General features: G+C 29.1%; 47 protein-coding genes. 3 read left to right on the top strand and 44 right to left on the bottom strand.

Annotation, left to right across the window (positions count from 1 at the left end; all coding sequences use genetic code 11):
• The first annotated feature begins 1 nt into the window (after position 1).
• From C1638_RS20905 to C1638_RS20895, 3 genes are read left to right on the top strand one after another with little or no spacing between them, the layout of a single operon-like run.
• Positions 2-1,240, top strand: a complete 1,239-nt coding sequence (locus tag C1638_RS20905; protein WP_109623874.1) for a Y-family DNA polymerase — start codon at positions 2-4, stop codon at positions 1,238-1,240.
• A gap of 3 nt (positions 1,241-1,243) precedes the next feature.
• Positions 1,244-1,876 (top strand): SOS response-associated peptidase, encoded by a 633-nt coding sequence (locus C1638_RS20900; protein WP_109623873.1) that lies wholly within the window; start codon positions 1,244-1,246, stop codon positions 1,874-1,876.
• Positions 1,873-2,232, top strand: a complete 360-nt coding sequence (locus tag C1638_RS20895; protein WP_109623872.1) for a hypothetical protein — start codon at positions 1,873-1,875, stop codon at positions 2,230-2,232. Before C1638_RS20900 ends, C1638_RS20895 begins: the two co-directional genes overlap by 4 nt.
• A gap of 1 nt (position 2,233) precedes the next feature.
• Here C1638_RS20895 and C1638_RS20890 read toward each other — a convergent pair whose 3' ends face one another.
• The 44 genes from C1638_RS20890 to C1638_RS20665 all read right to left on the bottom strand — a co-directional run bounded on the left by C1638_RS20890 (position 2,234) and on the right by C1638_RS20665 (position 24,917).
• Complete coding sequence (locus C1638_RS20890) at positions 2,234-2,710, bottom strand: hypothetical protein (protein ID WP_109623871.1); 477 nt, start codon at positions 2,708-2,710, stop codon at positions 2,234-2,236.
• A 3-nt stretch (positions 2,711-2,713) separates the two neighbouring features.
• Entirely contained in the window at positions 2,714-2,851 is a 138-nt protein-coding gene (locus C1638_RS22470) for a hypothetical protein (protein ID WP_165826570.1), read from the bottom strand.
• Between the two features lie 316 nt (positions 2,852-3,167).
• Positions 3,168-3,968 (bottom strand): GLPGLI family protein, encoded by an 801-nt coding sequence (locus C1638_RS20885; protein WP_165826569.1) that lies wholly within the window; start codon positions 3,966-3,968, stop codon positions 3,168-3,170.
• Positions 3,969-3,990: 22 nt separating this feature from the next.
• The gene (locus tag C1638_RS20880; protein ID WP_165826568.1) at positions 3,991-4,722 is read right to left on the bottom strand and encodes a TnsA endonuclease N-terminal domain-containing protein; all 732 of its coding nucleotides are present in this window, start codon (positions 4,720-4,722) and stop codon (positions 3,991-3,993) included.
• A gap of 45 nt (positions 4,723-4,767) precedes the next feature.
• The gene (locus C1638_RS20875) at positions 4,768-5,103 is read right to left on the bottom strand and encodes a hypothetical protein (protein ID WP_109623868.1); all 336 of its coding nucleotides are present in this window, start codon (positions 5,101-5,103) and stop codon (positions 4,768-4,770) included.
• Between the two features lie 27 nt (positions 5,104-5,130).
• Positions 5,131-5,427, bottom strand: coding sequence for a hypothetical protein (locus tag C1638_RS20870; RefSeq protein WP_123838415.1), 297 nt, complete (start codon positions 5,425-5,427; stop codon positions 5,131-5,133).
• A 26-nt stretch (positions 5,428-5,453) separates the two neighbouring features.
• Positions 5,454-5,852 (bottom strand): hypothetical protein, encoded by a 399-nt coding sequence (locus C1638_RS20865; RefSeq protein ID WP_109623866.1) that lies wholly within the window; start codon positions 5,850-5,852, stop codon positions 5,454-5,456.
• 22 nt (positions 5,853-5,874) lie between these two features.
• Positions 5,875-6,162, bottom strand: a complete 288-nt coding sequence (locus C1638_RS20860; RefSeq protein WP_109623865.1) for a hypothetical protein — start codon at positions 6,160-6,162, stop codon at positions 5,875-5,877.
• A 21-nt stretch (positions 6,163-6,183) separates the two neighbouring features.
• Complete coding sequence (locus C1638_RS20855; protein ID WP_109623864.1) at positions 6,184-6,396, bottom strand: hypothetical protein; 213 nt, start codon at positions 6,394-6,396, stop codon at positions 6,184-6,186.
• 9 nt (positions 6,397-6,405) lie between these two features.
• Complete coding sequence (locus C1638_RS20850) at positions 6,406-6,897, bottom strand: hypothetical protein (RefSeq protein ID WP_123838414.1); 492 nt, start codon at positions 6,895-6,897, stop codon at positions 6,406-6,408.
• Between the two features lie 17 nt (positions 6,898-6,914).
• Positions 6,915-7,274 (bottom strand): hypothetical protein, encoded by a 360-nt coding sequence (locus C1638_RS20845; protein ID WP_109623862.1) that lies wholly within the window; start codon positions 7,272-7,274, stop codon positions 6,915-6,917.
• Between the two features lie 24 nt (positions 7,275-7,298).
• The gene (locus C1638_RS20840) at positions 7,299-7,679 is read right to left on the bottom strand and encodes a hypothetical protein (protein WP_109623861.1); all 381 of its coding nucleotides are present in this window, start codon (positions 7,677-7,679) and stop codon (positions 7,299-7,301) included.
• Positions 7,680-7,685: 6 nt separating this feature from the next.
• A complete protein-coding gene (locus tag C1638_RS20835) occupies positions 7,686-7,940 on the bottom strand; it encodes a hypothetical protein (RefSeq protein ID WP_109623860.1) in 255 nt (84 codons plus the stop codon).
• Between the two features lie 24 nt (positions 7,941-7,964).
• A complete protein-coding gene (locus C1638_RS20830; RefSeq protein ID WP_109623859.1) occupies positions 7,965-8,372 on the bottom strand; it encodes a PDDEXK-like family protein in 408 nt (135 codons plus the stop codon).
• A gap of 27 nt (positions 8,373-8,399) precedes the next feature.
• Positions 8,400-8,618, bottom strand: a complete 219-nt coding sequence (locus C1638_RS20825) for a hypothetical protein (RefSeq protein WP_109623858.1) — start codon at positions 8,616-8,618, stop codon at positions 8,400-8,402.
• A gap of 229 nt (positions 8,619-8,847) precedes the next feature.
• Positions 8,848-9,183, bottom strand: coding sequence for a hypothetical protein (locus C1638_RS20815; protein WP_109623856.1), 336 nt, complete (start codon positions 9,181-9,183; stop codon positions 8,848-8,850).
• A gap of 14 nt (positions 9,184-9,197) precedes the next feature.
• Positions 9,198-9,440, bottom strand: coding sequence for a hypothetical protein (locus C1638_RS20810; protein WP_109623855.1), 243 nt, complete (start codon positions 9,438-9,440; stop codon positions 9,198-9,200).
• 17 nt (positions 9,441-9,457) lie between these two features.
• The gene (locus C1638_RS20805; protein WP_109623854.1) at positions 9,458-9,859 is read right to left on the bottom strand and encodes a hypothetical protein; all 402 of its coding nucleotides are present in this window, start codon (positions 9,857-9,859) and stop codon (positions 9,458-9,460) included.
• Positions 9,860-9,876: 17 nt separating this feature from the next.
• The gene (locus tag C1638_RS20800; protein WP_109623853.1) at positions 9,877-10,410 is read right to left on the bottom strand and encodes a hypothetical protein; all 534 of its coding nucleotides are present in this window, start codon (positions 10,408-10,410) and stop codon (positions 9,877-9,879) included.
• 20 nt (positions 10,411-10,430) lie between these two features.
• Entirely contained in the window at positions 10,431-10,934 is a 504-nt protein-coding gene (locus C1638_RS20795; RefSeq protein WP_109623852.1) for a hypothetical protein, read from the bottom strand.
• Positions 10,935-11,375: 441 nt separating this feature from the next.
• Positions 11,376-11,666, bottom strand: a complete 291-nt coding sequence (locus C1638_RS20785) for a hypothetical protein (protein WP_109623850.1) — start codon at positions 11,664-11,666, stop codon at positions 11,376-11,378.
• 135 nt (positions 11,667-11,801) lie between these two features.
• On the bottom strand, positions 11,802-12,419 hold the full coding sequence (locus C1638_RS20780; RefSeq protein WP_109623849.1) for a hypothetical protein: 618 nt from the start codon (positions 12,417-12,419) through the stop codon (positions 11,802-11,804).
• 2 nt (positions 12,420-12,421) lie between these two features.
• Positions 12,422-12,631 carry a hypothetical protein gene (locus tag C1638_RS20775; protein WP_123838413.1) on the bottom strand — a complete coding sequence of 70 codons (210 nt, stop codon included), beginning with the start codon at positions 12,629-12,631 and terminating at the stop codon, positions 12,422-12,424.
• A 10-nt stretch (positions 12,632-12,641) separates the two neighbouring features.
• On the bottom strand, positions 12,642-12,875 hold the full coding sequence (locus C1638_RS22195; RefSeq protein WP_123838412.1) for a hypothetical protein: 234 nt from the start codon (positions 12,873-12,875) through the stop codon (positions 12,642-12,644).
• 51 nt (positions 12,876-12,926) lie between these two features.
• Positions 12,927-13,310 carry a recombinase family protein gene (locus tag C1638_RS22780; protein ID WP_369073490.1) on the bottom strand — a complete coding sequence of 128 codons (384 nt, stop codon included), beginning with the start codon at positions 13,308-13,310 and terminating at the stop codon, positions 12,927-12,929.
• Between the two features lie 21 nt (positions 13,311-13,331).
• Positions 13,332-13,733: a hypothetical protein gene (locus C1638_RS20765; protein ID WP_109623848.1), complete on the bottom strand. Its 402-nt coding sequence runs from the start codon at positions 13,731-13,733 to the stop codon at positions 13,332-13,334.
• Positions 13,734-13,761: 28 nt separating this feature from the next.
• Positions 13,762-14,082, bottom strand: a complete 321-nt coding sequence (locus tag C1638_RS20760) for a hypothetical protein (RefSeq protein ID WP_123838411.1) — start codon at positions 14,080-14,082, stop codon at positions 13,762-13,764.
• A 92-nt stretch (positions 14,083-14,174) separates the two neighbouring features.
• A complete protein-coding gene (locus C1638_RS20755; protein ID WP_109623846.1) occupies positions 14,175-14,489 on the bottom strand; it encodes a hypothetical protein in 315 nt (104 codons plus the stop codon).
• Between the two features lie 52 nt (positions 14,490-14,541).
• Positions 14,542-14,721 (bottom strand): hypothetical protein, encoded by a 180-nt coding sequence (locus C1638_RS20750; RefSeq protein ID WP_109623845.1) that lies wholly within the window; start codon positions 14,719-14,721, stop codon positions 14,542-14,544.
• A complete protein-coding gene (locus C1638_RS20745) occupies positions 14,721-15,326 on the bottom strand; it encodes a recombinase family protein (protein WP_109623844.1) in 606 nt (201 codons plus the stop codon). The genes C1638_RS20750 and C1638_RS20745 overlap by 1 nt, the downstream gene beginning before the upstream one ends.
• A gap of 271 nt (positions 15,327-15,597) precedes the next feature.
• A complete protein-coding gene (gene gwsS, locus C1638_RS20740; RefSeq protein WP_109623843.1) occupies positions 15,598-16,659 on the bottom strand; it encodes a grasp-with-spasm system SPASM domain peptide maturase in 1,062 nt (353 codons plus the stop codon).
• Positions 16,660-16,834: 175 nt separating this feature from the next.
• Positions 16,835-17,737, bottom strand: a complete 903-nt coding sequence (gene gwsG, locus C1638_RS20730) for a grasp-with-spasm system ATP-grasp peptide maturase (protein WP_109623841.1) — start codon at positions 17,735-17,737, stop codon at positions 16,835-16,837.
• A complete protein-coding gene (locus C1638_RS20725) occupies positions 17,734-18,504 on the bottom strand; it encodes a hypothetical protein (protein WP_185140450.1) in 771 nt (256 codons plus the stop codon). Before C1638_RS20725 ends, gwsG begins: the two co-directional genes overlap by 4 nt.
• A gap of 241 nt (positions 18,505-18,745) precedes the next feature.
• The gene (locus C1638_RS20720) at positions 18,746-18,934 is read right to left on the bottom strand and encodes a grasp-with-spasm system A modified peptide (protein ID WP_109623840.1); all 189 of its coding nucleotides are present in this window, start codon (positions 18,932-18,934) and stop codon (positions 18,746-18,748) included.
• 1,101 nt (positions 18,935-20,035) lie between these two features.
• Positions 20,036-20,494 carry a hypothetical protein gene (locus C1638_RS20715; protein ID WP_123838410.1) on the bottom strand — a complete coding sequence of 153 codons (459 nt, stop codon included), beginning with the start codon at positions 20,492-20,494 and terminating at the stop codon, positions 20,036-20,038.
• 24 nt (positions 20,495-20,518) lie between these two features.
• Positions 20,519-20,776 (bottom strand): hypothetical protein, encoded by a 258-nt coding sequence (locus tag C1638_RS20710; protein WP_109623838.1) that lies wholly within the window; start codon positions 20,774-20,776, stop codon positions 20,519-20,521.
• A gap of 235 nt (positions 20,777-21,011) precedes the next feature.
• Positions 21,012-21,374, bottom strand: coding sequence for a hypothetical protein (locus tag C1638_RS20700; RefSeq protein WP_109623836.1), 363 nt, complete (start codon positions 21,372-21,374; stop codon positions 21,012-21,014).
• Between the two features lie 20 nt (positions 21,375-21,394).
• A complete protein-coding gene (locus C1638_RS20695; RefSeq protein ID WP_109623835.1) occupies positions 21,395-21,823 on the bottom strand; it encodes a hypothetical protein in 429 nt (142 codons plus the stop codon).
• Between the two features lie 81 nt (positions 21,824-21,904).
• Complete coding sequence (locus C1638_RS20690) at positions 21,905-22,318, bottom strand: hypothetical protein (protein WP_109623834.1); 414 nt, start codon at positions 22,316-22,318, stop codon at positions 21,905-21,907.
• Positions 22,311-22,808, bottom strand: coding sequence for a hypothetical protein (locus C1638_RS20685; RefSeq protein ID WP_109623833.1), 498 nt, complete (start codon positions 22,806-22,808; stop codon positions 22,311-22,313). The genes C1638_RS20690 and C1638_RS20685 overlap by 8 nt, the downstream gene beginning before the upstream one ends.
• Before the next feature lie 78 nt (positions 22,809-22,886).
• Positions 22,887-23,345, bottom strand: a complete 459-nt coding sequence (locus C1638_RS20680; protein ID WP_109623832.1) for a hypothetical protein — start codon at positions 23,343-23,345, stop codon at positions 22,887-22,889.
• Positions 23,346-23,433: 88 nt separating this feature from the next.
• Positions 23,434-23,652 carry a hypothetical protein gene (locus tag C1638_RS20675; protein ID WP_109623831.1) on the bottom strand — a complete coding sequence of 73 codons (219 nt, stop codon included), beginning with the start codon at positions 23,650-23,652 and terminating at the stop codon, positions 23,434-23,436.
• On the bottom strand, positions 23,649-24,104 hold the full coding sequence (locus tag C1638_RS20670; RefSeq protein ID WP_109623830.1) for a hypothetical protein: 456 nt from the start codon (positions 24,102-24,104) through the stop codon (positions 23,649-23,651). Before C1638_RS20670 ends, C1638_RS20675 begins: the two co-directional genes overlap by 4 nt.
• 87 nt (positions 24,105-24,191) lie before the next feature.
• Complete coding sequence (locus C1638_RS20665; RefSeq protein ID WP_109623829.1) at positions 24,192-24,917, bottom strand: PKD domain-containing protein; 726 nt, start codon at positions 24,915-24,917, stop codon at positions 24,192-24,194.

Below are 24,917 nucleotides of genomic sequence, written 5' to 3'. Positions count from 1 at the left end.
TATGATAGCCATTTGTGATGCTAACAATTTTTATACAACAGTCGAAACCTTATATCAAGTAAAGTATCGGGGTAAACCTCTTGTTGTTTTATCAAATAATGATGGCTGTGTTATTGCCAGAAGTGCGGAAGCTAAAAAATTAGGCATTCAAATGGGAGAACCCAAATTTAGAATTGATCACCTGGTTAAATCTCATGGTTTGATTTTAAGATCCGCTAACTTTCCTTTGTATGGAAACTTGAGTAACAGAATGAAGTCTATAATAGAAAAATACTCTGATATGGTTGAAAGTTATTCAGTGGATGAATCATGGATCTATCTCGATGGGCATTCTAACATAAATTTAAAAATGACGGAAATGAGAGATAGAATTTTTAGAGGATTGGATCTTCCCACTTCTATAGGAATAGCTCCAACAAAAACGCTGGCAAAAGTCGCCAACAAGATTGTAAAAAAATACTCTCATGAACTCGGACATGTATATACTATAGATACCCCAGAAAAAATTGAAAAAGCGCTTAAATGGATTTCCATTGGTGATGTATGGGGTATAGGAAGAAGGTATGAAAAGAGATTTTTGGATTATGGTGTAAAAAAAGCTATCGACTTTGTGAACTTGCCAGATCAGTTTTTAAAAAAAGAAATGGGAATCTTTGGTATAAGGATGAAAAATGAATTGCTTGGTATAAAGCAATATGATATTAGTTATTCTGAACCTAACAAACAGATTGCCACAACACGTACTTTTGATAAGGGTACTGATGATTTTGATTTTCTAAATGAAAGAATTGTAACTTTTACATCAGAATGTACAAAAAAGCTACGGGCTCAGAAAAGCTGTTGCTGGCATATTACCGTGTTTTTAACTACTAATTTCTTCCGGAAGGACCTTCCTCAATATAGTAAAAGTTATACAGTGACTTTGCCCAATCCTTACAGCTCTTCTATGGAGATAGCAAAGTATGCAAAAAAGGCGTTAAATAAAATTTATAAGCCAGACTTCAAATATAAAAAGGCAGGCGTAATATTGAGTACATTTGTTCCTGAGAATGAAAGAATTGTCAGTCTTTTTGATGAAGATTCTTTTCAAAAACATAAACCTGTGATGGATGCCGTAGATATGATTAATTCCAAATATGGAAGTCCAAAAGTAAAACTTGCCGGGATGAATCTTAAAAGGACTTGGATCATGAAACAGGAGTTTTTATCAACTAATGAAATATTAATACTAAAAGCTTAGAATATGTGCTACACAATTTCAACTAATTATACACAAGAAGACATCGAAAAAGAATTTAATGTAGGCTTTGAAGTAGAATTTAAAGCAACACCAGTTCTGAGTGGTTTTCGGAAGAAAGGTGAATATGATAATAAAGTTCCTATCATTATTGATTCTGAACCCGATCATGTTGTTTTGGGAGATTGGGGTCTATTGCCTTCATGGTCAAAAGATCGGTCATTTCAAACAAATACTTTAAATGCTGTAGGTGAGGAATTGGAAATTAAACCCTCATTTAAAAACAGCGTGAATAATAGATGTCTTGTTTTAGTAAATGGATTTTATGAGTGGAAATGGCTAGATCCGGCTGGTAAGAAAAAAGAAAAGTATTATATACATTTAATCAACGAAAACAAACCTTTCGCCCTCGCGGGAATTTATAATATTTGGAAAGATAAAAGTTCAGGACAGGACCTGTTATCATTTTCTATTTGCACAAGTGTGGCAAATGAATTAATGTCTGAGATACACAACAATAAAAAGCGAATGCCAATAGTATTAGATAATGCAGCTCGGGAAAGCTGGCTGAAAGATACTACTCATAAGAATTTTATATATCCAATATATGACCCAAAACTAGAAGCTATTTTAATATGATAACTGTAAGAAATATACTAGTAGAATATTTGGTAGATGATCCTAAGGATTTAAAAAATTATATGCTAGACGCAATGGACTTAATTCACGGTGAAGCGCAAAGGAAAAATCATGAGTTTGATGGCTATTTTGGCACTAAATGGAGAGAATCTTCTAAGACTCTCAATCAATTTAATGAACATTATTTCGATGATGTAGATAGAAAATGGCTCTATGTCTATCTATCCGCAATGATCGATGATGAAATTTTAAGTTTTCTTGATGACGCTTATGAAGTAATCTCTCAGACTCCGCTGTCAAGAGAAAAAATTCAATTGGAGATAAATAAACTAATTGAAAAAGGAACACGATTCTAGTTTAAGAATCACTCTTATGAAAATCCTTAATCAGATCTTCTAATACTTGTATTTGATCTAAATGATGTTGTCTATGAAGTAATGAAACATAATGATCTCCATTTTCTACATCTTTAATTATAAAGGATCGTAATAATAAATCATCTGGATTAGATCTCATGAACATAGCTGTAAACAGATTACTCCTAAATTCTTGATATGGTATAGCTGGTCTATTTGTTCTCCAAAAAAGTTCTTTGTTATCACAATAATAGTAAACAATTACATCAGGTTTATCCTTCAAATAATTAGTGATTTCTTTTACTATATAATTAAACGTGTGGAAAGAATTAAATTGAGAACTTAATTGTAAAGGTATAAGATTTAATTCAACAATTGGACTTTGAATCGGTACTGCATCCTCATTAAAAGAAGAGAAACGTAATACATATTTATTCCCTTCTTTTGTTTCAAAAGGAATTTCAGACTCAAATTCCAATTATTATATCTTTTTAAAAGTCTTATAATTATTAGATTCTTTTACAGATCTTATTTTTTCCTCTTTTTCAAGACGAAGTCTCATAAAAACATTAAGAACGTCTTTACTTGGCTTATTGATATGTAATACTTTTGTTGTCATTTGTTTAGCAAAGTTAATATATATATTCTATATAACCAAAAATAATTCTTAGCAACGTCAAAAACTGACGCATTTAATAATTTTTAATGCTCAAGAAATTTAAGCCATGTATAGATTAATACCCGTTTTAATCGAAGTCCTTTTTTAATCTATTTTTTTTCTTTAGCAATATTGTGCAGCGCTCCGGGTTCCGGAACCGGGAGAATGATTAACGTGGCCAGTGGGAGATATTTTTTTGAGATCTATCATTTTCTAAAACCTAAAATTTCAAAAACTCTCTAATTCAAAATGGCGATACCCATTCCGGCAGAAGTTTTTATTTATAATTGATTTTGTGATTCAACTCTAAAGGATTATTTTCTTCAAGAATAGATTTTTGCGCTTCTCTGATCATTTCATGCATATCTTTTTCATTTCCCTGGGGATCTGTAAATGTAACTTTTTTGCCGGTTTTGGAATTCCAAGGGTCATTATAATATGATTTTCCTAGCTGATCATATTGTGTCCAGTTGATTGTAATGGTTTTTGTCCTTACATCAAACCAATTGCTTCCTTTTTTTACCTGTATTAAATTGAATGAGTAATCATGTTCTGTATCTTCAATGGAAATGATTAAACCAGGTAATCCATAGAAAATATAGGGACCATCATTAAAAGGTAATTCTGTCGTAAACCAAGCAACCCAGTTTCTACCACCATAACTAACTTCTGCTTTTTGAGATTTATATTTTCCAATTGTTTTTTGTTCCGGTAAGATATTCCAATTCAATTGTTCATCAACCGGGAGAAGATAATTTGCTCTTAAATAAGTAATAATTTTTCCTATTTTTTTATTAGTGATATCTTTTTTAATATAAAATTGATTTTCAATCCCCATTATATAGCCTCCATTTTTATTAATGAGCTTCAGGGAATCAGCATCTCTGGACATGGAGTCTCTAAAAATAGAAGTATTATTCTCAAAATCCAAAATCATATTTTCAGTATTAATATCTTCAGATTTTTCTTTACTTGTTCTATATTTAGCTTCATAAACAAAACTAAACTTCTGTGAAAAAAAAGATGTTGACAGTAGTGAAAAAAATATTATAAATTTCAATTTGTATGCTATTTTCATAGAATCTATCATTTTTTGAGATTTATTTAGTAATAAGTGATTTTACAGTTAATTTTTCTTTAAGGTTAGCAGTAAAAAAATGATTCGCCACCATAAACCATATTTGAAAAAGCAGTTCTTTATGTCTTTTTTTATCAATTGTAATTGAAATAAGCAGCTCTTTAATAGTAATTTTAGATCCCCTTTTCATTTTATGATTTACCAATGCAACGTCGGTATTAAACTCTGGAAAGCCTTTTTCTTCTTTATTCACATTACTATAGAAATCTCTATATTGAAACAGAAATTTATAGTTACTTAATTCTATCCTTTTTTCAATACGAATTTGCACATCAGTTATCAAACAAAATTCTAGTCCATTCTTTTTGCAAAATTCTTTGACTGCATTATATTTATTCTCTTGCTCTAGAGACATATTGCTTAACATACTTTCTTTTACAACTTCAATTAGTTTTGGAGCTGTTCCATCATAATATTCTACAATAAAACTGGGACAGTATAAATTTCGATTACCTTGAATATCCTCATACACAATTATAAGTGGTTGCTCCAAGTAACATTTTACATTAAAATCATACTCTAATAAATAAGCGAAATCTCTATCCAATCTCGATTTAAATTTAATAGACGCAGCAAATTGGTAAGGCTGTATTAATTTAGATAATGAAAATCTCTTTGAGGTAACCTCCCTAACTCTTTTATGAAAATTCCTATCATAATGATTTTTTTTCTGAAAATTGAGTTCTTTTGTCAAATTTTCAATAGATATGTTTGTGTTTTGGTACATCGTTTTGTGAGATTAATTAAACATTATTCGAGGAAAACTAAAGTCAAAACAATTATAATCATCTTCAATTTTAAAACCTTTTTCGGAACAGATCTTTTTTACCAAAACAGTAGCCTGCTCTTTATTCTTATACTCAGGAGAGTTGGGTTCGTCTTCTCTAAAATACACCGGATCTGAAGTTAAATATTCAATATTTTCTTCTACAAATAAAGATTGTAAATCTTCCCTTTCAAAACCCAAATTTAGTATTGTATTAAGTGTGCTTTCATCGTTTACAGTCAGTTCTGCCAATGCTTCTTGATAGCAGAATCCAGAATGCTTACTAAAAATTATTTTACAGTTTTTCATATTATCGTTTTTTGAGACTTTATTATCTTAAAGTAGGTGTTCTTTTTCTTCTTTTATTAAATACAAAGAATACTTTATAAAAGCGAATGTTACAGCCAAAAGCATAAGGCTTATAATTAAATAGTAGCCTGAATTATCAATTTGAAAATATGTAATCATTAATCCAGCAAAAACTTTAACGGCTGCCACATAAAGACCGAATACAAAAAAATTTATTAAAAATTTTCTTGAAAATCTTTTCTTGAAAATTGCTAATGCACCCATTGCCAATGTAGCAATTAAAGAAAAATATAGAACTATTTTGAAAATTAAATCGTAATCCATTTTTATTTTTTTATCGTTTTTTGAGATTATTTCATTTTTAATATCTCCTTTTGAAATTCCTTTTTACCAGCATCTTTGACAAAATAAGATAAAACTGCAGCAATGATTGTCAAAATAATTGATGCTATAAAAACATTATTAGTTTCCAGCTCTTTTATAAAAATTTCTTCTAACTGTATGTGCATCATTTTGCCAACCCCAATATATGGTTTTGCAGTATTAGACCATTCCTGAAAGATTTTAAAAACATAAAAACTATATGTTATTATACTGCTAAAAAGAATAATCCTTAAAACTTTATTGTAATTATTTATCTTATTCCACTTTGGCAGCCATGTCATCAGAACATACATTGTTAAAGCTAAGCTCACAACTCCAAAAAGAACAAACCTTTCTGTATTACTCAATGTTAATATTGTTATCATATTTAGCGTTTTTTGAGATTAATCAATTTGCATTTTCAAATGCTATTCTTTCTATTCGTGTAACCAGTTGAATATTTTCTGTAAGAAATTTAGTATTCAAGAAATCATTTAAAATGTTTACTGCTTCCATATAAGATGATGCCATAACATAGCATTCAGGAATCGAGACTCTCTCCGTTCCATCCATTAATAACCCATTTTCTGTAATATGGAATCTTGTTAAAGAAAAAGGCTTTCCTGTACCTGCCGGAGAAATTAATAAATCTTTTTCAAGCAAGTTTTTTTTAATAGGTTTCTTTTCGTTATCCATTGTTCATATCATTTTTTGAGATTAATTATTTTGGTTGCTAATTTCCCCTCCTTTCTTCCTGATAAGATTGAAGAATTTAACCAGGTTTTCCTTTTCTGAAAGAGACATTTTTTTAATTAATTCATCTGTAATGGGGAAAGGCTTTCCCGTTCCTACTGGAGCAATTAATAAATCTTTTTCAAGCAAGTTTTTTTTACTAGGTTTCTTTTCGTCTTTTCCCATAGTTCTTTTCATTTTTTGAGACTAATTATTAATTTTAAAAACCCATTTATAAAACACCTCCGGACTTTTTGTTTCTTGGTGTTCTGAATAGCTCTTAAGCCATGAAATATTCATTAAATACTTTCCCAATGAGATTTCCTTTATGATGTCATAATCGGTTTTAAAAAGATTCTTCAAATGATCTATTTCTTTATCAGTTAATGGAAGTTCAGAAATTTTAGATTTTAAAGGATATACCAATTTGTGCTTTGAACGTGAAAAAAAAATATTTTGTTCTGTTTCAATAATGTCTATAAATAGATTATTTCTGTCCCAATCATCATTAACATATTCTTTGAAGAAAGAAGCATATTCAGATCTAATTAATAGTTCTTTATAATGTTCTTCATCTATCATTCTCAATTTTTCTCCTGCATCTTTCTGTTGTTCTCCAGGTATCACAGATATTTGTTTTCCAGATAATGGTTTTGCAAATATTAATTTATTCCTAAAATAATTTTTTAATGTTTTCATCATATCGTATTTTGAGATTATTTTCTGTTTTCCATAAGTTTTGATAGTTCAATCCGCCACTCTTTATGCTCCGTAATTTCTTTTACATATTTCACATTTAAAATAAAGTCTAAAAGCATTTTTTGATGTTCTTCGTCCATATTGAGCACTACAGAAACAATTGCTTGTGTCGGGTTTGCATTATCTTGAATTTTACCTTGTAACTTAATCCAGTGATAATCCCATCCAAGGCTTGAATTTTCAAAAGCTATCTCAAAATCATTTTGAGTCCAATTGTGATAAAATAAAGCAGTAAAGTGCATTACTTCTAGTTGCGTTATATTTTCCATCATACGTTTTTTGAGATTTAAAATAGTTTTAATTGCGTTTCTTCCCATTTTATAAATCGGCTCTTTAGAGACTTAAATCAGCCTTTGCTTGTTACGAAATGCAAAGTGAATAATAAAGTTTTTTTTATCTATCGCTTCTAAATGAGAAGCTTGATAGCTGAATAAGTCTTTCACTAATTCTTCATCAAATAATTGTGCATAAAAACCAAATATACATGGGTAAAAGTCAAAATTTTGCTTTACTGAAAATTGTATTGGGAGAAAAAGAATTTCATCCCTTTCCAAAATATTAAAATTAAAATTGAAACAATACTTTTTTAATATTTCAATTAATTCTAATTCAACACCTACAGAATATTCCATGATAAAATTATATATTAAATTATTTTTTTTTACAATACCTGGTATTGCTAACTGCTGTACTTCATTTAAAGGAAGCTTGATACTAGCCATCTTTTTTTAAAATTTAAAATTGACCCACAAATCATTAATAATAGTAATCAAAGAAAGCAAAAGCAGCAATCCAAAATATGGAAGAACTTCTTTCACTTCACTAAATGTTGCATTGAATTTTAAAAATCCTGATACACAGAATCCTCCCATAACAATGGCCATATATGTAATGAATTTTGTAGATAATCTAAAAATAGGAATCAACCAAACTAAAAGTCCAAGCAGAATTCCTAAGTATAATGGTAATTTGTAGCTTTCCATATTTTGTGATCGTTTTTTGAGATTTCAAAAAGAATCCTTGTTAAGCTTTTCCCAATTGCCAAGGAATTCATCGTTATTTAGTGTTGAAAGATCCACAATGCCCCTCGTTGAATATTGTTTGCACTTATCATAGGTTTCTTTACCCGTAGCAATATAAAAATTAGGAGCTGACATTTGATCCCCATTAAGATTTACAAATATATAATAGTGATTCAGATTAATTTTATCCTTCATCATTGGCCATCCTACATTCTTTCTTTTATAAATGGCTTTAACTTGAATAATAAATTGTTTGCCATCCTTTTCTGCAAGAATATCGATTGACTTAGCATTTCCCATAGTAATTCCTACGCTAAATCCTCTCCTAAGAAGTTCAGCTGCGACAAAATATTCTCCTGAAAGACCAGTACTATTTCTTTGGATTTCTGCCATAATTTTTTATCATTTTTTGAGAATAAGTTATTTGATTTCTTCTTTCCTTGCTTTTCTTACAAGCTTGGAAACTTCACTTTTAAGATACTTAGAATCTAATTCTTTTCTTACTACTTTTAAAGAATTTGAGTACTTATCTTGAATTTCTTCTAATAATCCAGTCTCGTCTCCGTCCGAATTTGAAGTAAAAAAATCCCAGAGTTCTACAAGTGTCTCCTTAATATCTATTAAGTCTTTTGTTTTCATAGAAAAAATCGTTTTTTGAGATTGATATTTAAAGTTTTGGACGTTTTCCACACTTAGTACACATTAAAAATGAAGCCCACCCATTTTCATGTTGAAAGTTATCAAAACGATGATTACAAAATAGTTGCCTAAATAAGCGAGGTTTAAATTTAGGATGTCCTGGAATGATCGGAAACTTACTCCAAAATAACTCTTCTTCTTTTGTTAATTTTTTCATCGTTTCGTGAGATTAATAATTAGGAAAATCTAATTCATAAGTTACTATTGGAATATTTCCACCAGTCTTGTAGGTTTGAGCTGAATACGTTTTTCGTGTAATCGATAAAATATTTTCAAAATCACTAGAAATATCTCTTAAAAAAGGATGTGCCCCATAAGAATCATTAACATCTTTAGAATTTAAGTTTGTGAAATCAAACATTTCTCCTAAATTAAATTCCCTTTCTTCAAACAACACTTTAATCAATTGTCCAATTTTTTGATTTGTAAACCAATATTTAATGGCTTCTTCTTCAATATATTCTGGAAGCTCTATCAATGGGCTTAATTTATAAATAATTTCCATCGTTGTTTGGGATTTTAAGATTGTTTATTATAGATAATTCCAACTTTTGCCAGTTCTTGATCTATATATTCAGAAGCTTTCTTTTGAGAAGTATAATTAGTTTCTAAAATAGCTCCGGGAATTTCTATTTTATGTAGTTTATCTACAATTACACTCTCATTATTTATAAATTCAAAGATACCTTTAGAGGTAGCTTCAATAGACTTTTTCAAGATAGTTTGGACTTCATCAGCTGAGTATAATTTTTTTTCTTCCATCTTATCGTTTTGTGAGATTAATCGTTTTCTTTTTTATCTGATAGTATTACATCAAAAACATCATATCGACAAACATAAGCATCGCCCTGGAATAAAAACATTCCTTCCCCTGTTTCCATATTGTTTACCCTCTGAATTTCTTCCGGATTTAAATGGTAATGATATTCAATCCCTTCTTTAAAATCTAAATAAGGATCTAAATAACAATGCCCAAAATCAATCTTGTAAGAATCAAAAAGATTTTCAAGATAATTTTCAAATGAAGATCCGGAATCTTCGAAATCTTGGATTGTACCCTTTTTCGGCTGCCAGAAAAAAATTATTTCGTTTTCTATCTTGTGAAGATCAAACATTTCAATATGCTTGGAAAAATCAGAAATAATATCTCTATTCAAGTACCTGTCGATATCAAGTTTCATCTTATCGTTTTTTGAGATTATTTATTTGTAAAAAATAATATATTAAAATAATTTGTTCCTTTTTCAAGTATCAACTTTCCAAATGTTGTAATTGGTTTAGGATTTGTGAAAAATTTGTATAGTTCATCTGCTTTCTTTCTATCATCATAATTTGAAGAATAATGAATATCTGAAGATATTTTTTTTAACTTACTCATTAAAATTTCACTATTCAAATTTTCTTTTTTATGATATAATTCTTCTCTAACAATAGCTAAATCATAAAATTCTTGAAAACTTATGTTTGGAAAATATTTATCCAAAAAATCTGAATAATCTTTCGCGATTAAAAAGAATTTTCTTTTGCATGCATTAATCTCAACAATTACTGCAATCACCACTACTACTAAAATACTAATACAAATAAAAAAGAGAACAATAATACTTTTAAATCCAAACTGTATAGTTTCTGATATGCCGTAGTTATTTTTAATAAATAATACAGAAGCAGACCAAATAATAAATAAGGCCAACCATATGAAAATTGCAATAATATTATTCTTGGTAAACATCGTTTTTTGAGAATTAAGAATTAAATTAGGTTAGATATATCAACATATTCATTAACATCTAATTCTCTTTGACAATTTTCATTCACATAAGAAAATGTAGTAATGATTTCATCTACTAATCCAAGGCGATCGCTTTCAGTTTTGTTACCTATACCAGAAATATTCTTATAAAGATTGAGTTTCAAATCTCTAACATTGTCAAATTCAAATTTTGATCTGCGTTCCTTTGTACATTCATCACAAATGCCACTTAAGTTTTGAGTAAAGTTTGAACACCTAGTACTGGAATTACAGATCTTTGTAATAGGTTTTTCTTGAATGTTATTAGAAAATCTGCTATCATATTCTATATTAATATCAGGATTAATCCAAGCAGAAATTTGGATAAAATTTTCAAGAGCATCACGAGTTTGGATATCTATATCTCCAGCTGGTTTCCCATTTAACCAACTCTTAATTCTAAAAAATTCTTCTAATGAGAATTCAATTTGTAACGTTTCAGAATTTTGTTTTATAAGTTCCATTTGTATCGTTTTGTGAGATTAAATTGGCTCTATTTAGGTCTAATAATTATTTAAACTTTAATTATCATAATTACCTATACTAGACTATAATTTATTGTAGTCTTTCCAGTTATATTGATATTAGTTTGGTGGCAATAGAATTCAGATCCATTTAAGGTATATTTATAATGTTTAGACATTAAGTCCAAGACCAATGCCTGAGCAGATGAACAGTTAACTGTATTTTCAAAAAAATTTTCTATATCTTCTTTGGTATTAAGTGAAAGGATTTTGGTTCCTCTGGCATCTAAAAAGTTTACTTCAATCATAATTTTTGTTGTATTAAATTTTGTTATCTGTTTGATTTATTATTTAAGATTATACTGAGGTATTTTATTTAATCTTATAGCTATATTTTTGCATGCTTGGTATTTTGAAAGATTCCAAGCTTAACTTTCTTTTTTATCTAGCAATAGTCATATCTCCAATATCTTTTAATTTTACTGTAATTTCTTCAATTCCATCCTTAAACTTTGATTCTATAAACTTTTCTCGATTAATTACTCTATCTAACTTAACTTCATAATGCTCTTGTTGATAGAAAGATAATTGATCAATTTCATCTAAGTCTAATTTATTAGGATTTATATAACAAGTTAAAATTTCATCTTTACATTGTATGTTCATTACGCTTCCCAAAACAATTTTTAATTTATCAATTGGTTGAAAATTTGTATAATCAGGCTGTTTCATAATTATTTTAAATTAAATTTTATATTCTCTATCAAAAGGATGATTAGAACTTTTGGTTAATATTTCTCTACAATTTTTTCTTCCTTCTTATCGTTTTGTAAAACGTTCGATTTAAAACGCCCCATTTTTTATATCTTAAGCAATGTATGGTTCTAATTGAAGGTGCATTTCTCCATACTGAACCAAATATTGTCTTTTAATTACTTTAAACATTGGTGTCTTGAACAATTCTTCCAATTCATCGCACATTTGATGATCGGAAAAGTCTAAATGATCGCCTACCAAAAGTTCTCTTTCGGAAAAAATTTCAATCGGGTCGGCAAATTCATCTTGATACATGTGTATGTATAAAAAATATTTTAATCCTTTTTCATACAATGGTACTTCTTTAGAAATTTTATTTCCTTTATTTTCTACAGTATAAGAACCGCTTTTTAGTTCTACTTTAGAAATATAATCATTCCATTTATGTAAAAAATGAACTGAATTTTCTTCGTTTCTTAAAAGACTTAAGAAAGTATTTCCGACTTCCATTCTCATAGAAATATCATTTCCTAATTTTAAATAGTTAATAAGGTTTATTATAACAGGCTTTAAAATAATTAATTCTGTTTCTTTACTAAATTCTTGAAGTGATTGAAATAGCTTCCTGTATTCATCGAAAACATCTTCTTCAGTACCAATTAATTCCACATAATTTGGTAAAACACTTAGAAAAAAATCTTTATAATTTTCTTGTATATTCTCTTCCATAATTATAATAATTCAATTGATAATATTAATTCTTCCAGTTCTTTGATTTCTTTAGTGTGCGACTGAATTTTATTATCTAAATCGGTTTGATTTGTTCCGTTCTGAGCTAATTCATCATCAGACTTCAATTTGATTTGTTTAGCCAGTTCCTTATCGACTTCTAAAAGTTGACGAAATTTGTTTAATTTTTCAAGTATTAATTCTTTATTCATAATATAATTTTTAAATCCATCCTTCCCCGTAGCTCCCTGTCTCATGCAACCATGTTTTAGGACAGGCATTGCATTTATAATAATATTCATCAACATTCCCAAATTGAGATTTGACCTCTTTAAAATTAGTCTGTACTAAATTTTTATGTGGAGGAGTATATCTACCTTTTCCTATAAGTTCTTTGCAATCAGCACAAAGTTCGTCGATTTTAACTTCTTTTTTATTTTTTTCGTTATTTTCCATAAGAAATATTTTGTTTAATTATTTTTTTAAGTTGATCGTTCCGCTTTCTGATTAACTTTTAATTATTTTATAAAATGTTGTTTTGCTTCCAATTTTGAAAGCCCTCATAATCTCTTCTACTGGAAGTTCTTTACTATTGTAAGAAGCTTTTACCAAAGGTGCAATTTTTTTGGATTTTTCGCTTAACCCTTTTGGCCTACCTCCATTTTTTCCCCTTGCCCTGGCTGACTTTAATCCTGCTTGAGTTCGTTCAATTAAAACGTTCCTCTCATGTTCAGCAAGAACACAAAAAATCTGGAAGATAAGTTTACCACTTGCAGAACTGGTGTCAATATTTTCTGATATTGATTTAAAATGGATTCCTTTTTCATTCAGCTTTGTAACAAATTGTATTAATCCTACTGTTGTCCTTCCAATTCTATCGTTTTTTGAGATAATTTTAATAGTTCTATTTTATCATATTGTAAAGTAAAAATCTTTAGATTCAGAATAAGCAACTTCTCCGTTAGATTTCATCAGTTCCCAAACTTTTGTCCGAGCTTCTTCGTAGTTTTTCTTTCCTCGTTCAGAGATAATACGTTTCTTAAATAAATTTTTACAATGTAAAATCATCGCTCTTGAAATTCCTTTTCCTAAATAATATTTTTTTGAATCTGAAAACAAATCAACGACTTTCAAATCAGTTCCATTTTCCATTTCTCGGAGCATAAAACTAAACTTGTCAAGTTCTTCTTTCCCTACCTCCCAAATTTCAAAAATTAATACATTACCATCGTGGGCTTCTAAATATTCTTGTTGAAAACTATATAAAAAAGTATAGTTATTTTCATTTTTTGAAGTGTAGAGAATACTTGTCATTTAATGTTTATAATTACGTTTTTTGAGATTATTTTGAGCTGTGTTTCGCAATATGCGCTTCTAACATTTTCTCAGTCGCAATAGCATTTTCAAAACTTCTTGTAGCTTCTTCTCCGTAATACTTTAATGCAATTTCAAGCAAAAGAGTTTGCCCTTTGTAAGATATTTTTGTTAAGTAAAGTTCCCATATCTGCATATAAGTTTGTTCTTTTAAATTAACATAATTCTCCCAGCAGTGATTGAATTCTCGAATAGTTTTCATTTCCTCAAGTATATCTTGAGTATAGTTGAAAAACATAAGATTAATTGCTTTAATTCCAATTAGTTCTTTTGATAATTCTGTATTCATCATATTTATTTTTGTTTTTAATCTTTAAAGTTACATCTATGATATTTTATTGCATTACGGAAAACCCTATTTTAATAAATCGTTTTTTGTGATTAATTTATTTTTGAGTTAAAGGCCTTAATCACATCATCTTTTTTTGGTCCCAATGATTCCCCATATACTCCATATTCCTGAGATGTACAGTAGTATATAGTTCCTTTATGCCCTTTAGCTTTCAATGCTGCATATACTTCAGGCATTACATTTTTTAAATGTAATTGTGAAGATTCAGACCAACTATTTTTAGTCATTTCATTGGCCAATTTAAGTCCTTCTTCTTCAGATTGATTATATCTAAAAGTAGAAGCTTCCGGATAATCTATAGAGGGCTTGAGGCTCCAAACACAATAATTATTGATTGTTTTCATAAATAAGAATCTTTATTCAAAAATAGTCATTTTTGACTATATTAACAAATATTTATTTACTTTTGTTCAAAAAAATTTCAACATTTAATTTTGAAAGTATTTCCTCGATTTCTGAAACTTTTTTTAAAAGTGTAGCCTTATCTCTTGTTGAAGTATCTTGTCGTTTTTGACGAAGCTTTGCAAGTTCTGCAGGAGATATATTTTCAAAAAATTTATATAGTTCGCTTTCCATTATTTTCCTATTGACATTTTTTTAATTTCTTCGTTTGAGTGATTATCAAGTATTTTAGCATATCTGTAAAATGTAGCTCTTGTTAAACCAAGTGGTTTATAAATTTCCTCCGGAGTTTTAGTTATGTCTTTGTAAACAGATCGCATAATAAATAATTTTGCAATCTTTTCCTTTGTAAATCCTTTTGGTCTTCCTCCAGTTCTTCCTCTGGCTCTGGCAGATTCTAATCCAGCATTGGTTCTCTCTCTTATTAATTCTCTTTCGTATTCAGCCAAAGAAGCCATTAAATTTAAAAACAACCTGCCATTGAGGGTAGAAGTATCTACTCCATCATTAATGCCTTTTATGATCACTCCTTGAGTGTTTAAATTTAAAACTAAATCAATGATATGTTTCAAACTTCTTCCTAATCGGTCTAGTCGCCATACATAAAGCTCATCACCTGGTCTCAAATGCTCTATCATTTTATCCAGTTCTGGGCGATTCTTTGTAGAACCAGAAATCTTCTCTTTGTAAATTTTTTCGCATCCAGTCTTTTCAAGTGCTTCAATTTGAAGATTCAAATTTTGGTCTTTGGTTGAAACTCTTGCATATCCAATTTTCATATTTTGTTACATTAAACTCATCTTCTGCTAATTTAATAAACTTTGTTTAATGATACGAGATTTTGAGAATGTAATTTTAAAATAAAGTGATGAAATTCGACCACTTTAAAAGATCTCAATAATCCACCGTTTTTTAAGAATTAAGGTAATAAAAAAAGCAGGATTATATCCTGCTTAATATTTAGAAAGTATTATAACGAGCAATCACTTCATTTCATTTATTTTTCAAATATAAAATATGGATGGGACAAATTTATAATCGAATTTGACATTAATTAGTATAGTTCGTTTTATTCTTCAGCGGGCTCTTACTCCATTCTTTCCATTTTCCGGTATAAGGATCATAACCACATTTTAAAGGTTTTGATACATCAAGCCCTTCTTTCGATTTTTTATTATTTTCAGTATAAGCTCTACAATCTGTACATATATATCTGAATTCACAGTCTTTACAAACTTCTATTTCGTCTTTAGTAATATTCCAATACTGCTTAAAATCTTTTACATTCAAGGCTTCTTCTAGTGTTGTATTTTTTATGTTTCCAAAATTATGTGGCATAGCAGGGCAGTTTTTTATATTACCATTTATATCAATTCCAATTTTTTTATGTAAACAAGAGTTATGATTGAAAGCTTCCAGAACTTTTGTGATATTGGTGTTAAAGTATTTTATATCAATTTTTCCACAGGAAGATATATCTATGTTGTCTTTTATAAAGTTTAAAATAAACCGGAACTCATCTTTCACCCTGAACGGAATTTTATTACAATTGTAAAAGGTAAGATGATACAGCCTAATAGTTTTTAAATTAAGTTCTTGGATAAAATTTCTGTCAATATTATTATGATAAGGAGAAAAAATTTCAATTCCTGATAAAACAGAATCTGTAAACGTTTGTTCAATTCGGATAATATCATCAATTGTGAAGTAATTTTTACTGTGTATCACTAAAAATTTTATCCCTAAATTTTCTACTGATTGTTTCAAGTTTTCCAAAATAGAAATATCATTGAGTTCAATAAATAAATCAGTGATAAATGAAGGATTGTTATACTCGTATGAAATAGGAGGAAAGCATTTATCCCAGTCATTTTCTGTAATAAAGCCATACTCTTTATCTAATAATAGGTTCAGATATTGGTGAAAAATTTCTTTAGATTCATCATCAAAAAGTGTTGAGATTTCTTCTATAGACTTTACTTTTAATTCTTCGATTATATCGTAAAACTCCAAAGGATATACCTCGGACGTTTCCCTTTGCAGATCAGAAATTAGTATTCTTTGTGCACCTCTTGTAATTAGAGTGTTGCTGAATAAATTGAAGTACCTCATAATAATCTAGTAAGAGCTTTAAATGGCTTTTCCCGGAAATAAAAATTAGATCTATATTTTTTAGAATCTAAAAAATATACTGTATTACTGTTACGTTTTACATTTGTTCTACTTCCAAATTTCGTTATATTTTTAAATGTTAAAGGAAGTTTATGTTTTTCCCCAAATGTGTTTTTCATAGATATTCTGCTATTTCTTTTTCTAATGAATAATTACATATTTTAGATAAATATCCAAATTGTCCTATAGGATTTACTTCCAAAAAATAAAATTTCTGCCCGCTTTTCATAAAATCCAGAGAACCACAGTTAAGATCAAGAAGTTTCATCAACTGATGAATTTTTTCTTCAATCTCTTTTGGTAGGTTATATCTTACATTTTTATTGCGCTTTTCATAATTATAATTTCTAAAATCGACTTTAGTCTGCTCATCATTCTGTGAAAAGATAGCTATTGACCAACATTTACCATTTAAATAAAATGTCCTTATCTCAAAATCCTTTTCAATTTTTTCCTGAAAAAAAGTCGGAAAGAAGTCTTCATTTTCAAATTCTTCTACTACAGAGGTAAACATCATTCCATTAGAATTTTTATAAAAAGATTCAAGCATTGCGTTTCCTGCAATAGTTTTTACTATCGTTTCCCCTAAAATAACATCATCAGTATTTTCAGCCAGATAATAGGAAGGAACATCTAAACCCACTTTTTCTGCTTGTTCTAATACTAATAGTTTATTTACTAAGCTATTACTCTCTTTATTGATATGTCTTATAGTTTCAAGTTTTTTCTTTACGTAATCTTCCAGCCAGTGCTGTGCTTCATTCATATTGATATTTATAGCTTCATTTTTATATCGCAGGCGTTTAAAATTCAGCGCTCCCCTTCTATACCACACACTATGTATTTCGTCCAAAAAGAAATGGTTACTGGCACTCTCTAAAAAAATCTTCTTTCCCCGAATTTTAATTTCAAACATTTCATTCTCATGCACTCGGATAAATTTTTTCTCCATCACAAGAAGCCATTTGATAACTTCTGTAGTTGAAATATCATTATTATCAGAAATTATTAATATCATTTTTTACCTGAATTATTCTTTAAAAATTCTTTTGTTATTTTTCTTCTTACTTTGAAGCTTTGTAACCCGATAAGTCTTCTATTACGATTAATATTCGCTGAATCCTTCATGATTTCTTCATCGGTACTTTTCACCCCATAAACGGGCTTTAAATGATTAATCTGGACATATCTTTCTACCATTTCTACATAATCTCTAGGTGGTAGATCACCGGATCTTACATAATCTACTAGCTTTGTTTTGAAATACTCATAATCTTCAATTTGAGCCATATGATTTAAATAAACCAACATTGGCATGAAAACACCATCATCCGTTTCTAGTCCAATTTTTTGCATTGAAGGATAACCATAATTTGTAAGTGTCCACTTTAGCAAGGCAGCATTTTTTCTAAAATTATTAAATGATTGTTGCCCTGTTATTGAATCTTTCACCTGATCCCTAATAAACGCTATTCTAAAAGAATCAATAAGTTGTTTGTTTAACGATTTTTTCCATTCTGCTACTTTCTGCTCTACTGTAATACTATCAATCCCATACTTTTTATACAGCTTAAAAAAATCGGTGTCTTCTCGTTTGAATTTCCAATATGGAGCCACTAAGGGTATAAGTTTATAAAGGCTTTTTTTACCCCCAAAATTTTTGTTGTATTTATCTGAAAACTTAATATAGTTTTCATACTCTTCCATTCGTTCATCATTTCTTGGCTCAAAATTTCGGAATAATTTTTTAAATTTTTTGATAGCGGTAAGAGTATCATTCTTCATCCGGTAGATACTATCAATAGAATTTACGCTATTGTAATAAGCGATGTAATCCACCTTATTACTTCGACAGGAAGATAAAATGAAAATACTGATTACTAGAAAAAAAACACTTATTTGAAAATATTTTTTAGTATAATTATTCATTTGAAAAATGAGTTTTATTGATACTCTTGAATATATTAAAACTAAAAAAGCTAAAGAGAAATTCTCTCTTTAGCTTCTTATAGTTTAAATGTTATGACTAGGCAGGTTCTGTAATAACAGCAACTAGCTTATTGTCTACATATACACCTGTATCAGAGCCACTACCCGTTTCATGTGTCCATTGCTTACTTGTTTCTGCCATTAACCCACCAGTAATTTTTGTTAAATCATTTAACTTCTTGTTTTCTAATGAAGAGAAATTCTTCATTCCATTTAATTTTTTCATAATTGAATTTGTTTTAGAGACTAAAAATAAAAATAATATTTAAATTATCTCTAACTAATAGTGATTAATTTATTATGTTAACTTACTTATATTAAATATTTTATAGAATAATATCATTCACCGTATTGAGAATATATAATGAATATCGGAGTTTAACCAGGATAAAGAGAAGCACAGAGAGAGTCCTGAAGCTCTTAATTTTTTTCTTTAGCAATATTGTGCAGCCATCCGGGTTCCGGATCCGGGAGAGTGATCAGTGGGGCCAGCTGGGGATATTTATGAGATCGCCGGCATTGTTCCGGAAGGATCCTCCGGGAGTGGAAAGATCTGCGCCTGCAGATAAAAAGGATATCGGAGTTTAACCAGGATAAAGAGAAGCATAGGGAGAGTCCTGAAACTCTTAATTTTTTTCTTTAGCAATATTGTGCAGCGCTCCGGGTTCCGGATCCGGGAGAATGATCAGCGAGGCCAGTTGGGGATATTTATGAGATCGCCGGCATTGTTCCGGAAGGATCCTCCGGGGGTGGAAAGATCTGCGCCTGCAGATAAAATGGATATTGGAGTTTAACCAGGATAAAAGAGAAGCTCAGGGAGAGTCCTGAAACTCTTAATTTTTTTCTTTAGCAATATTGTGCAGCGCTCCGGGTTCCGGATCCGGGAGAATGATCAGCGTGGCCAGTTGGGGATATTTATGAGATCGCCGGCATTGTTCCGGAAGGATCCTCCGGGGGTGGAAAGATCTGCGCCTGCAGATAAAATGGATATTGGAGTTTAACCAGGATAAAAGAGAAGCTCAGGGAGAGTCCTGAAACTCTTAATTTTTTTCTTTAGCAATATTGTGCAGCGCTCCGGGTTCCGGATCCGGGAGAATGATCAGCGTGGCCAGCTGGGGATATTTATGAGATCACCGGCATTGTTCCGGAAGGATCCTCCGGGAGTGGAAAGATCTGCGCCTACAGATAAAAAGGATATCGGAGTTTAACCAGGATAAGAGAAGCTCAGGGAGAGTCCTGAAACTCTTAATTTTTTTCTTTAGCAATATTGTGCAGCGCTCCGGGTTCCGGATCCGGGAGAATGATCAGCGTGGCCAGCTGGAGATATTTATGAGGAGACTAGTTCTTTATTCTTTTGATAGTTACAATCAACAAAATCCTTTATTTCTCTTAATTTTTCAATCATAATATACTGCTCTTCAAGATCAGACTGATTTTGTGGTGACATACCAAAGTATCCTTTAGGTCGCATTGATTTTAGAAAACCATCTAATCCTTCAAAGAAAATATTAAATTCTTTATAGCTATATGATAAGTTGTTTAAATCAAGAGTTTCACTAGCAGAATGAGAAGTATTCTTTTCTTCTGAAACTTCTATTGTTATTCGTTTCAAAGTCAAATAGCATTCTTTAATTTCTTCTTCTAAGTATGTAATATTAATATCAATTTCTGCCTGATGTAGTTCATTAGTGGGTTTCTTCTTCATTTCAGTAAGAAGGTCTATTTCTAATTGATATTTAGATATTAAAGCATTTAAGTGCTTTATAATTAAGTCAGTTGTATTCATGATATTATTTATCATTTTTTGAGATTATTTCTTAATTACTTTGTAATAAATCATAGATGATTTCTGATAAGAGATACTATCATTTGAAAGACTTCTCCAATTTTCTCTCAAACTGTCTTTTATAACTTCACCATTAGTAAACTTTACTTCATAATAATGTTTTTGGATTTTTGATTTAAACGCATAGCTTGCTAAACCAAAAATCAAAATAGATACTACGCAGGCAAGAGTAAATTTAAAAGCTAATTCTTTTGGATCTATGTCAAACATAATTTTTATCATTTTTTGAGATTTATACACCGCTATTTAAGAAGGACTTTTGCTGAATAAATAGAATGTTGCTAAAAATATACTTAACATTATTAGTACAAAAATGGAAGTTAAAATACCTTGGGGAATCTTCTGTACATAAGTATCAATTATAAAAATTGAAGCTGCAAATAGAATTAAGAAACTTGTAAAAATGATATAAAAGGTTTTTGTTTTTTTATTATTCATATCGCATCGTTTTGTGAGATTAATTTAATAAGCTGTTTTTAAACTTTTCAAAATTAAAGGCAACATTTTTTAGTATTGCCAAATAGTAGTATGAAATTTCAAAACTTAAATTTGTACTTGTACATATCGCTAAATCTATTACCGAAACATGCATATATCTACTATCTCCCACTTCTTTAATCTTTAACCAAGTATGATGCAATAAGCTAATTTCTTTTAATGAGTTCAAAACCAGATTTTCTGAAGGAATTTCCATTAGTTCACCATAATCTATGTTAATCTTGGTAAAGTGATGTTGATGTTGTACTTGTTGGTAGTTTAAATTTTTTGTTTTTCTATCAACTAATGTAAATATTTCCTGTATGAATAGATTATTTTCCATTGTATTGTTTTTTGAGATTATTAAATTAGTTTTGATATATCGACATACTCATTAATGTCTAATTCACATTGACAATTTTTATTAACATAAGAAAAGATTGTTATAATCTCATCAACTAATCCTAAGCGATCCTCTACTGTTTCACTACCAATACTTGTTATAACTTTTAATAGTTCTAGTTTTAAAGTTTTAACATCATTAAATTCATTATTTGGTATTAGTTGATTATTTAACCATCCAACAGGAGAATCATTTACTAATACAATGTAATTTTCCCAACCAGTTCTAGTATCAAAACCATAATAATCAATTTTAATATCCCTTGTAAATACTAGTGGATATTCTTCATTTATTAATTCTTTTAGTTCGGAAAATGAGCTAATTTCAACAACAGTAGACATCGATTCCTCTAATGTAGATCTGTGCCATCTAAACAGTATTTTTTCCATCGCTATTTGAGATTATTATTTTAGGTCACTTATAAATTTATTAAGAAAAGCAAGCATATGCATTATTACAATTATCCCAAATTAACTAATTGACTTAGCAATTATTTGTGATATGTTAGATCTTAAATTTTCGTCGTTGAATTTAATTTCATTTAAAATTTGATCATAAGATGTAAAAATTCCCGAGTGTACACAGTTAACTAATACTTCTTCATTAATTTCAAAAAAGATCGGCGTTTTTTGATAGTCTTCAAACTCTTCAGGAAACTTTTCTTTAAAAACATCCTTAACAAGGTTATAAGCACTATTTAAATAGTTTAGTTTAAGAAATTGATTCGTAAATATATTTCTAGCTGGCAATTCCAAATCCTTAACCTGGTTTTCAAGTTCCTGATATGCTTTATGAGAAATCTCCGCAATATCTTCTGGTTTTAGTTCAGGTCTAAAGTCGAAAAACCAAATTTTTATATGGTTATAGTATTCGTTGTTATTCATTTTCTAATTTTATTAAAGGCATTGAAATATCTGTAACAAGTGCGTATCCATCTTTCAGAATTGATTTTCCCATTGGTGCAGTAAATATTGTTTCTTTTTTCGTAACGATGAAAAAACCATTCTTTACTCTATAAGCAGCTAAGATATTAGGAGCATTTAAACCAAAATTCTTTTCATATTCTTCAGCCGGAATATTTATTAATTCTGCTTCTTTCCCAAACTCTTTTTTAAGAGGATTAAAAAAAGATAAATAAAACTTTCCATCTTTTTCAACAATACGCTGAAGGTGGTCTTTATAGTTTTGTTCACAATAGTTTCCAGCAATAGTTTCTTTACTTACATTCACTTTTTCAATGCTATTTCCAGAGTTATCTGTAGATTTATTTTCACTCTTTTTGTTCTCACAGCTATTAAGAATGATTATTGCTAAAAAAGGAAAAATCAAAACCTTAGATCTTATCCTTGTAATTTTATTTAATGTATTTTTCATATAAATCCTATTTGGTTAGGTTAATTAAAGTACAAAAAGAGGAAATTAATTTCCTCTTTAAAAATATATGCAAGCTTTTTATTTATGCATTAAAATTACCCTAGTTTCATTCCCTCGAACAAACAGTTTTGCTTTATTACCTTCAACCATTACATAGAAATCAGGACCAATTCTCACATTATTTTTATCAATAGCTACTTCAGACCACCAATAATCAGCGCCTAACTGATACAATGGTACCTTACAATCAATATTAAAGACGTACTCTGTTTCATAAGCTGCTGTGCCATATTTTGGATTAAGCTTCCAAGATTTTACATCCATTACAAGATTATTCTGATCATCAAGCCACTTTCCAACTAAAGCATTTCTAATCTCTTCTTTGGATGGCTTTTCACCATAAAAATTGGATGTTTCAGAAACATAAATAATTGAATCCGCAGGATTGTTGTCATCATTACTACATGATGATAATGTCAATGTAGAAAACGTTAATAATAAAAGTAAAACGTTCTTAATGTTAAGTAAATTTTTCATTAGTTATTTTTTTATTTGTTAATATTTGATTTTAAAATTATAATTCAAATTTATGTATTTACTTTGTATTTACAAAATAAATACATAATTATTTTTTAGATTTTACATTTTGCTTCTCAAAAAATTCTTTTATATCTTCTTCAGAAACTGAAAAACCTTGCAATTCCGCTGTATTAAGAATTATAGTCTCAACATAATTGGTATTGCTTCTTTTGGCAAGATCTGCTAGCTTTTCAATAAGAATTATTGTTTCTATTGTGTACCTATAAGTTCTAGATACCCTACTTTTTTTGTCAGGAGTTTTCATAATTGTTTATTTCCAAAAATTTTATCAATATCACCTTTTTTTAAGAAATGTGATTTACCGACATATTTACGATTTTTATTGATAAAATGTATTATTTGGACCGTATTTTGTCCCATATTTCTTTCGAAATGTAACCTTAAAATATCATTAGGTAACTCTAATATAATATCAGATTCAGGAGGCTTAGATAAAGCTTCCTGAATAATTGAGTATAGATTTTTTACTGCATTATTTAGATCTTTAAAATTTATTGATCTATATGTATTTAAATTAGAAGTATTTATGTCTTGATATGTAATAGTATAAACATTGTCTTTTTGGAACATCCCAACAGTCTCAACCTTTCCTACCTGTTTCAATTCATTATTTTCTAAAATTTTTATTTGTGAAAAGAAATTGCATGATACAAAAAACAAAGAAAATGCAACCGATTTAAAAAAAAGCTTTTTCATAGTAAAATAGTATTTCGTTAGTAAATACAAAGTAAATACAATTAAATTAGATTTAAAAGAGGAATTGAATAAAATTCCTCTTTTAATTTATATTACAGTTACGGAATATTGGACATAAGGACTCCAAACGTTATCATTATCCTTTACTCTAAGTTTTACAGTATGATTTCCTCTAGTGAAAATGTGGTTAATCTGTGGTTGAGACGTGTGAATAATCACATTATCTATTGTATATTCATACTCAACAATACTTCCACCTATTGATTGATCTCTGTCAATCGAAGAATGAGCATTTAACAAATAATTGCGAGTTGTAGAATTTACAATTGAGATGTTTAGCCTTGCTATTGGATCTTGGTTTGGTTTAAAAGTTATCCTAAAAGCCATTCTATTTGATTTATCAAAATCATCTGAAGCTGAAACTTTATAGTCAAAAGTTCCAGCAGTATTATTTCGGAATGCAATATTAAATTCTTCACTATTATCAATCTCATAGTTATTGTAATAAACATTATCGTTTACGAAGAAACTGTTTTGTGTATCATTACTAATAATATTGATTTTGGAAATATTATAGTTTGCATCCTTAATTCTTAATATTGCTGGATAGGTTGCATTATTATAGGAATTGTATACTTTAGCACTATCCTGAATAGGTACGTCGCCGGGAGTTTCCCAGTTAATGGAAGACTTTCTAAAATATTGAAAATAAGGCGCTGTATTTAAATCTTCAAGTGATGTGATTTTATCATCACAGGATTGAATAAATCCTGCGATGAATAAAATAATTATTAAAAACTTTATATTTTTCAT

It is taken from the genome of Chryseobacterium oncorhynchi (genome assembly GCF_002899895.1).
GTDB lineage: Bacteria > Bacteroidota > Bacteroidia > Flavobacteriales > Weeksellaceae > Chryseobacterium > Chryseobacterium oncorhynchi.
Note: the sequence above shows the minus strand (reverse complement) of the source record. Positions and strands in the feature narration are given on the sequence as shown.

Coding starts and splice junctions, on each gene's coding strand:
- C1638_RS20905 (WP_109623874.1), top strand. CDS start 2: ATGATAGCCATTTGTGATGCTAACAATTTTTATACAACAGTCGAAACC.
- C1638_RS20900 (WP_109623873.1), top strand. CDS start 1,244: ATGTGCTACACAATTTCAACTAATTATACACAAGAAGACATCGAAAAA.
- C1638_RS20895 (WP_109623872.1), top strand. CDS start 1,873: ATGATAACTGTAAGAAATATACTAGTAGAATATTTGGTAGATGATCCT.
- C1638_RS22470 (WP_165826570.1), bottom strand. CDS start 2,851: ATGACAACAAAAGTATTACATATCAATAAGCCAAGTAAAGACGTTCTT.
- C1638_RS20885 (WP_165826569.1), bottom strand. CDS start 3,968: ATGAAAATAGCATACAAATTGAAATTTATAATATTTTTTTCACTACTG.
- C1638_RS20875 (WP_109623868.1), bottom strand. CDS start 5,103: ATGAAAAACTGTAAAATAATTTTTAGTAAGCATTCTGGATTCTGCTAT.
- C1638_RS20870 (WP_123838415.1), bottom strand. CDS start 5,427: ATGGATTACGATTTAATTTTCAAAATAGTTCTATATTTTTCTTTAATT.
- C1638_RS20865 (WP_109623866.1), bottom strand. CDS start 5,852: ATGATAACAATATTAACATTGAGTAATACAGAAAGGTTTGTTCTTTTT.
- C1638_RS20860 (WP_109623865.1), bottom strand. CDS start 6,162: ATGGATAACGAAAAGAAACCTATTAAAAAAAACTTGCTTGAAAAAGAT.
- C1638_RS20855 (WP_109623864.1), bottom strand. CDS start 6,396: ATGAAAAGAACTATGGGAAAAGACGAAAAGAAACCTAGTAAAAAAAAC.
- C1638_RS20850 (WP_123838414.1), bottom strand. CDS start 6,897: ATGAAAACATTAAAAAATTATTTTAGGAATAAATTAATATTTGCAAAA.
- C1638_RS20845 (WP_109623862.1), bottom strand. CDS start 7,274: ATGGGAAGAAACGCAATTAAAACTATTTTAAATCTCAAAAAACGTATG.
- C1638_RS20840 (WP_109623861.1), bottom strand. CDS start 7,679: ATGGCTAGTATCAAGCTTCCTTTAAATGAAGTACAGCAGTTAGCAATA.
- C1638_RS20835 (WP_109623860.1), bottom strand. CDS start 7,940: ATGGAAAGCTACAAATTACCATTATACTTAGGAATTCTGCTTGGACTT.
- C1638_RS20830 (WP_109623859.1), bottom strand. CDS start 8,372: ATGGCAGAAATCCAAAGAAATAGTACTGGTCTTTCAGGAGAATATTTT.
- C1638_RS20825 (WP_109623858.1), bottom strand. CDS start 8,618: ATGAAAACAAAAGACTTAATAGATATTAAGGAGACACTTGTAGAACTC.
- C1638_RS20815 (WP_109623856.1), bottom strand. CDS start 9,183: ATGGAAATTATTTATAAATTAAGCCCATTGATAGAGCTTCCAGAATAT.
- C1638_RS20810 (WP_109623855.1), bottom strand. CDS start 9,440: ATGGAAGAAAAAAAATTATACTCAGCTGATGAAGTCCAAACTATCTTG.
- C1638_RS20805 (WP_109623854.1), bottom strand. CDS start 9,859: ATGAAACTTGATATCGACAGGTACTTGAATAGAGATATTATTTCTGAT.
- C1638_RS20800 (WP_109623853.1), bottom strand. CDS start 10,410: ATGTTTACCAAGAATAATATTATTGCAATTTTCATATGGTTGGCCTTA.
- C1638_RS20795 (WP_109623852.1), bottom strand. CDS start 10,934: ATGGAACTTATAAAACAAAATTCTGAAACGTTACAAATTGAATTCTCA.
- C1638_RS20785 (WP_109623850.1), bottom strand. CDS start 11,666: ATGAAACAGCCTGATTATACAAATTTTCAACCAATTGATAAATTAAAA.
- C1638_RS20780 (WP_109623849.1), bottom strand. CDS start 12,419: ATGGAAGAGAATATACAAGAAAATTATAAAGATTTTTTTCTAAGTGTT.
- C1638_RS20775 (WP_123838413.1), bottom strand. CDS start 12,631: ATGAATAAAGAATTAATACTTGAAAAATTAAACAAATTTCGTCAACTT.
- C1638_RS22195 (WP_123838412.1), bottom strand. CDS start 12,875: ATGGAAAATAACGAAAAAAATAAAAAAGAAGTTAAAATCGACGAACTT.
- C1638_RS20765 (WP_109623848.1), bottom strand. CDS start 13,733: ATGACAAGTATTCTCTACACTTCAAAAAATGAAAATAACTATACTTTT.
- C1638_RS20760 (WP_123838411.1), bottom strand. CDS start 14,082: ATGAATACAGAATTATCAAAAGAACTAATTGGAATTAAAGCAATTAAT.
- C1638_RS20755 (WP_109623846.1), bottom strand. CDS start 14,489: ATGAAAACAATCAATAATTATTGTGTTTGGAGCCTCAAGCCCTCTATA.
- C1638_RS20750 (WP_109623845.1), bottom strand. CDS start 14,721: ATGGAAAGCGAACTATATAAATTTTTTGAAAATATATCTCCTGCAGAA.
- C1638_RS20745 (WP_109623844.1), bottom strand. CDS start 15,326: ATGAAAATTGGATATGCAAGAGTTTCAACCAAAGACCAAAATTTGAAT.
- gwsS (WP_109623843.1), bottom strand. CDS start 16,659: ATGAGGTACTTCAATTTATTCAGCAACACTCTAATTACAAGAGGTGCA.
- gwsG (WP_109623841.1), bottom strand. CDS start 17,737: ATGATATTAATAATTTCTGATAATAATGATATTTCAACTACAGAAGTT.
- C1638_RS20725 (WP_185140450.1), bottom strand. CDS start 18,504: ATGAAGAATGATACTCTTACCGCTATCAAAAAATTTAAAAAATTATTC.
- C1638_RS20720 (WP_109623840.1), bottom strand. CDS start 18,934: ATGAAAAAATTAAATGGAATGAAGAATTTCTCTTCATTAGAAAACAAG.
- C1638_RS20715 (WP_123838410.1), bottom strand. CDS start 20,494: ATGAATACAACTGACTTAATTATAAAGCACTTAAATGCTTTAATATCT.
- C1638_RS20710 (WP_109623838.1), bottom strand. CDS start 20,776: ATGATAAAAATTATGTTTGACATAGATCCAAAAGAATTAGCTTTTAAA.
- C1638_RS20700 (WP_109623836.1), bottom strand. CDS start 21,374: ATGGAAAATAATCTATTCATACAGGAAATATTTACATTAGTTGATAGA.
- C1638_RS20695 (WP_109623835.1), bottom strand. CDS start 21,823: ATGGAAAAAATACTGTTTAGATGGCACAGATCTACATTAGAGGAATCG.
- C1638_RS20690 (WP_109623834.1), bottom strand. CDS start 22,318: ATGAATAACAACGAATACTATAACCATATAAAAATTTGGTTTTTCGAC.
- C1638_RS20685 (WP_109623833.1), bottom strand. CDS start 22,808: ATGAAAAATACATTAAATAAAATTACAAGGATAAGATCTAAGGTTTTG.
- C1638_RS20680 (WP_109623832.1), bottom strand. CDS start 23,345: ATGAAAAATTTACTTAACATTAAGAACGTTTTACTTTTATTATTAACG.
- C1638_RS20675 (WP_109623831.1), bottom strand. CDS start 23,652: ATGAAAACTCCTGACAAAAAAAGTAGGGTATCTAGAACTTATAGGTAC.
- C1638_RS20670 (WP_109623830.1), bottom strand. CDS start 24,104: ATGAAAAAGCTTTTTTTTAAATCGGTTGCATTTTCTTTGTTTTTTGTA.
- C1638_RS20665 (WP_109623829.1), bottom strand. CDS start 24,917: ATGAAAAATATAAAGTTTTTAATAATTATTTTATTCATCGCAGGATTT.